This window comes from Ruoffia sp. FAM 24228 (assembly GCF_045528575.1).
Taxonomy (GTDB): Bacteria; Bacillota; Bacilli; order Lactobacillales; family Aerococcaceae; genus Ruoffia; species Ruoffia halotolerans.
The window spans coordinates 1-5,012 of the sequence record NZ_JBGQQZ010000101.1 but is presented as its reverse complement, the minus strand read 5'-3'; the positions used below and the strand labels follow the sequence as shown (position 1 = coordinate 5,012).

General features: G+C 31.9%; 3 protein-coding genes. 2 read left to right on the top strand and 1 reads right to left on the bottom strand.

Annotation, left to right across the window (positions count from 1 at the left end; all coding sequences use genetic code 11):
* The first annotated feature begins 504 nt into the window (after positions 1 to 504).
* Positions 505 to 837, top strand: a complete 333-nt coding sequence (locus tag ACEN33_RS11770) for a hypothetical protein (RefSeq protein ID WP_407095168.1) — start codon at positions 505 to 507, stop codon at positions 835 to 837.
* Between the two features lie 412 nt (positions 838 to 1,249).
* Complete coding sequence (locus tag ACEN33_RS11765) at positions 1,250 to 3,265, top strand: Dam family site-specific DNA-(adenine-N6)-methyltransferase (protein WP_407095167.1); 2,016 nt, start codon at positions 1,250 to 1,252, stop codon at positions 3,263 to 3,265.
* On the opposite strand, the gene ACEN33_RS11760 is transcribed toward ACEN33_RS11765, so the two are convergent.
* Positions 3,262 to 4,914, bottom strand: coding sequence for a restriction endonuclease FokI C-terminal domain-containing protein (locus ACEN33_RS11760; RefSeq protein ID WP_407095166.1), 1,653 nt, complete (start codon positions 4,912 to 4,914; stop codon positions 3,262 to 3,264). The two genes, ACEN33_RS11765 and ACEN33_RS11760, sit on opposite strands and share 4 nt — an antisense overlap.
* Between the last annotated feature and the right edge of the window lie 98 nt (positions 4,915 to 5,012).

Here is a 5,012-nt window from a genome sequence, read left to right as displayed (position 1 = left end):
GATGGATAAATATATAAACTCTTCATAACACGATGGATTAGTGGGTTGTATTGGTCTAGTAACTGCTCAAAATCTTCATTCGTTTTCAAAGTCTATCTCACTCTCCTTTTACTATTAATGATAGCGTTATTATAGGGTTTTAACAGCGCAATCGGTTCAACAAACTATTAGATGTATCCAGCTTTAGACAAATAAAATAACCGTAACTAGGCTAAGATTTAGCCCAATTACGGTTATGTGTTTTTAATGCTCATCCTGAGGATAAGCACTATAAAATCCCCATCCAGAAAATAGTGAACGGATTGGTTCGTTCGAGTCCAGCTGGAGCCCGTAGGGCGGGAAGCGGTCACGAGAGCGAAACAAGGAGAGAGCTATTTTCTGGATGGGGATGTGAATAAAAAATTTTAAATAACAATTAACCCTTTACATCCATTTGCTTAAATTATATGATTCATTAAATAAGTTAATCAGTGATTCACTAAATTAAAAGAAGAGGTGTAGTTAATGGAAAAGGTATTAGTAATTAAAATTAATGTATTACCTGAGTCAAAAGAAGAATTATTAGAAAGATCAAGAAAAGCTTGGAAGCTAAATCCTAAACGATTAGATAATGTTGAAAGAGTTATAGTACTTTACAATCAAGTAGTTCAAGAAGAATATGCTCTAGGTGATTCACTTCTATATTTTCTTGATGGTGAATTAAAAGGACGAGTAGAATTACAACTTATTGATTATCCTCATGAGAAGACACTAAAAGGTAAATCTATCAAATATCAAACATCAAATCCTGCAACGATTAAAACTTATAAAGATCTAGAGGCGCTAATAGTAGAATAGATTTCATATGATACAAATTACCCTAGCCGGATTATACTGGCTAGGTTTTTTGATCTATTAAATAAGATACTTTAGTTTTTGGAACCAAGGGCTCAATAGTTTTTAGCTAAAATCACCATCAAGCGAATATCTCTCTTCTTGTTTCGCTCTCGTGTCCGCTTCCCGCCCTACGGGCTCCAGCTGGACTCGATCGAACCAATCCGTTCACTATTCGCTTGATGGTGTAGTAGTTATAATATACTCGCCTTGCAATCTTAAGCTAACTAATCCGTCAAATAGCATTTCTATGTATTTTCAACCGTTAATAATACTTCATAAATTTTAAGCTTGTCAAAGTCTATTAAAAAGTAGACTTAACAATTGTTATCGGGTTTACCTTTGTATTTCCTTTAAGGTCTACTCATGATATACTATGACAAGCAGTTGGATGAAAGGGGATGTTTTTATGCGTTTTATAGGGTCTAAGAACCTATTACTTAACGAGATCCATAGCATGTTAGAGGAAAAATTAGATGGATCAGAACGAGTTTTTTTCGACCTCTTCGCAGGTGCCAATGTGGTTGGAGAACATTTTAAAAAAACATTTGAAATTAAATCAAACGATATTTTATACTTTAGTTTTTGCTATGCTAAAGCAGTAATTGAAAATAATAAAGCTTTTTCTTTTAATGGCTTAGAATTCAATCCATTTGATTATTTAAATGATGAAAATCAGCTAAAAGCGTATTCCGGTGATTTTTATTACACAAATGCTTATACTCCTGTTAGTGATGATTCCGGTATGTATTTTACTATTGAAAATGGTCAGAGAATTGATTTTATCAGAGAAACAATTGAAGCCTGGTATCTTTTAAATAAAATCACTGACTACGAACATTTTTATCTCATTGCATGTCTAATTGAAGCTGTTTCTTTAGTGAGTAATACGACCGGAACATATGGTGCTTACTTAAAACATTGGGATAAACGAGCTCTTAAAACTTTAAAATTGAAGCCACTTCCAGTTCTCAATAACAATTTGAATAATACAGCTTTTAATGTAGATTCTAATGAATTAGTTAAGAAGGAAAAAGCAGACATTGTTTATATTGATACTCCTTATAACAATAGACAGTACGCTTCGAATTATCACGTACTTGAAAATATAGCTACCCACAATAAACCAAAGTTAACTGGAAAAACAAAAATATTTGACTGGTCAGATAAAAGAAGTAATTATGCGATGAGAAGTAAAGCTTTGAAAGCAATGGAAGACCTGTTAAAAAATATTAATACTAAACATATCATATTGAGTTATAACGATGAAGGTATTATTCCAATTGATGACTTGAAGGAGATATTAGCCAAGAACGCTTATGACGGATTGGTCGACGTTAGAGTGATCCCTTACAAAAAGTACAAATCAAAGATTCCATCAAAGAAAGCTGCTTTAAATGAATATCTATTTTATATTCGCAAAGTACCTGTGAAAAATATAATAAGTAAGCCCCAACAATTAAAATTGACTAAATGGGAACCTAAACAACAAGGTTATATTAAAAGTCCGCTTAATTATATTGGTGGAAAATACCGTCTTTTAAAACAAATTATACCATTATTCCCAACGAATATTGATACCTTTTTAGACCTATTTTCAGGTGGAGCAAATGTAGGCATTAATGCAAATGCAAATCGATATATTTTCAATGATATGAATACACGTATAAATGAGATGTTTCGTTACTTTTCAAAGCAAAATACCGAGGAGCTTATTGTAAGAATTAAAGAAATTATCTCAGAAAAAGGTTTGAGTAAGACTAATGAAGAGGCTTATTTATCTTTTCGACGTCAATATAACGAAAACCCTCATCCATTAATGTTGTATATCCTTGTGTCCTATAGCTATAATTATCAAATTCGTTTTAATAACTCAATGGAGTTTAATAATCCTTTCGGTAGGAATAGAAGCCATTTTAGTAAGAATATGGAAAATAACCTAAGACGATTTAATAACCGTTTACAGGAAATTAGCTTTGAATTTACCGATAATTATTTTGAAAATATAAATTTTACTAAGTTGACTGAAAAAGATTTTGTTTACCTAGATCCACCTTATCTTATAACCACCGGGAGTTATAACGATGGTAATAGAGGTTTCCAAAATTGGCGGAAAGAACAGGAATTGTTAATGTATGAGATTATGGATAATTTAACGACTAGGAATATTCGATATGCCCTTAGCAATGTCCTCACTCATAAGGGGGAAACAAACGAATTTTTATTGAACTACATTAAAAATCGTAATGTCAGTGTTCATTATTTAGACTATAACTATAATAATGCTTCGTATAACTCTAAAAACAAGGGAAGTTCAGAAGTATTGATTACGAATTATGATCCTATAACCCAAACTATTAATAAAGATAAAAAAATAAGCCTGAGCATTTAATACGCCAGGCTTATTTTTTCGTCGAAAATAATTAATTCATTTTTAATATATTTTGGTATGTCTTCTAAAACAAGCTCTCCCTTTTGAATTTTAGAAGCACCGATTAATAATTGATGAACATCTAAAGCACCAATTTTTGCTTTGTTAGTTGCATTTGATACATATTCAATATCGTCATCAATATTGGTTTTGAAATAGCTTGAAATCCAAACAGAATAATAAGCATTTTCAGGGATTATATTAGGAAATGGTTTCCACCATTCTGTTTTATTACGATTTATATCTCTTAGTTGATTGTCAATAGTGTAGCGTATCATTTTATCTTTTTCACCAATACTAGGTAAGTAACCTTTAGCATAAGACTTAGTATCGTAGATTATTCCATAACCGGAAGTAAATGCTATTCCATCTGGTTTAAGACCTCCTCCGAGGTGAAGTGCATTAAATCCATAAATATCTCTTAGTAGTTCTGTAGTTATTAATTCAAAATCTCGATTAGCATGCCCATTGTGAGCAATCGGGATAAGTTCAACAAATTTATCAGGTATATTGGTATGATTAAGAAAGAATGCCTTCTCTTTATCAAATCGATGATCTTTTTCTTCTTGAGTAATATCTAGTTGAGGGATATCAAAATTTAAAATATTATCTTGTAAAGTTACTCGGGACCAATCTTCAGTAATTTTTATTCTTAAACCAAAATTTATTAATCCTCTAATGTCTTTTTTTATGATAGATATATCATCTTTGAATCCTCTTTGAGTAAGTTCGAGTATCAGAGCCCTGAACGATTCAGATTTCATTAATTGTTGAATGATTACTGCCCTTCTTGTTCGGACATAATCTTTACTGGATATATTAGTTGCTAGGAACTCCCACATTAAAAATTTGGGTTTTTTTCGGTGTTTTGATTTTCCTTTTGATCGATTAAGATAAATTTTTCCTAGAGCAGTTATAGAATAACCTTGAAACATTGTTATATCGCCTTCTTTTTGAGTATGCTTCTCAACGAATTTAACTTTATAAAGCCAGTTGGCTATCATACGTGCATATTTATCACTAGTACCTTCAATATCACTTCTAATCTTATTTTCGTCTTTTTTTGGAGCTTCTCTCAATAAATCTTTCATTAATTCACTATCATATGAAGTAAATCCTTTTTCTCCGGTAAAACCTAAGCTTTGTCCGATTTCGAATTTATTCACTGGGTTTTTTGCTCTATCAAGAATGTCTAGGACTCTAGTAGCTGGGGGATAAGATAAAAATGCAGCACGCAAAATTTCATTTTCCTCTTCGGAATCATTTTCTGATTTTGAAAATTTAAGACCCGATTCAGTGATTTTAAAAGTATCTGTTTTTCGATTATGTTCAAGAAAATTAAGCGTGGTTGCCCACCTTAAAAAACCATCTGCTGTCCAGTTATCGGTATATTTTTTTCCTGTCGTTGTATTTTTTTGCGGTAAAATTGAAATTTGAATAAGTGAATCTGCTACAGCTTTACTCCTTTTTTCAGCAGACGTTCCGTCTGATTTTACATTTCTTCCAACTAGTTCTATGTAAGTAAATTTATTTTCATCACGGTCCAATTTTGACTGAAGGGAATCTTTTATATCTTTAATGAACGCCGATTGTAAAATTAAGCTAGACAACTAAAACAGCCATTTGTGGTACACTCAACTTGTAATTCCGACCAAAGAATACAAAGGAGTGACCACAAATGACCTACACCCATCTTACCACGGATGAA